Here is a 249-nt window from a genome sequence, read left to right as displayed (position 1 = left end):
TGAACGTCGCGACCGCCGTCGGATAACTCACGATCACAGGGCTCAAGTAAAGAAACTGAAGCGTCATGGGTAAGCACAGGAACCGCAGACGGGCCGACGGGGGGGGGGTGGGGGCGGGGGCGCGCCGTGCGGGGGGGCGGGCGCGGGCGGCGGAGCGGGGGCGGCGGGCGGGGGTGATGGCGGGTGGGGGGGGGGGGGGGGGGGGCGGCGGGGGGGGGGGGGGGGGGGTGGTGGGGGGGGGGGGGGGGG

The 249-nt window shown here is 79.5% G+C and carries 1 protein-coding gene; it reads left to right on the top strand.

Annotated features, from left to right (window positions below; all coding sequences use genetic code 11):
• Positions 1-65: 65 nt before the first annotated feature.
• A partial coding sequence (locus J2D73_RS20450; RefSeq protein WP_207884264.1) for a hypothetical protein occupies positions 66-249 on the top strand: 184 nt, incomplete at its 3' end.

It is taken from the genome of Acetobacter sacchari, assembly GCF_017377715.1.
Taxonomy (GTDB): domain Bacteria; phylum Pseudomonadota; class Alphaproteobacteria; order Acetobacterales; family Acetobacteraceae; genus Acetobacter; species Acetobacter sacchari.
This window is presented reverse-complemented; position numbering and strand designations above follow the sequence as displayed.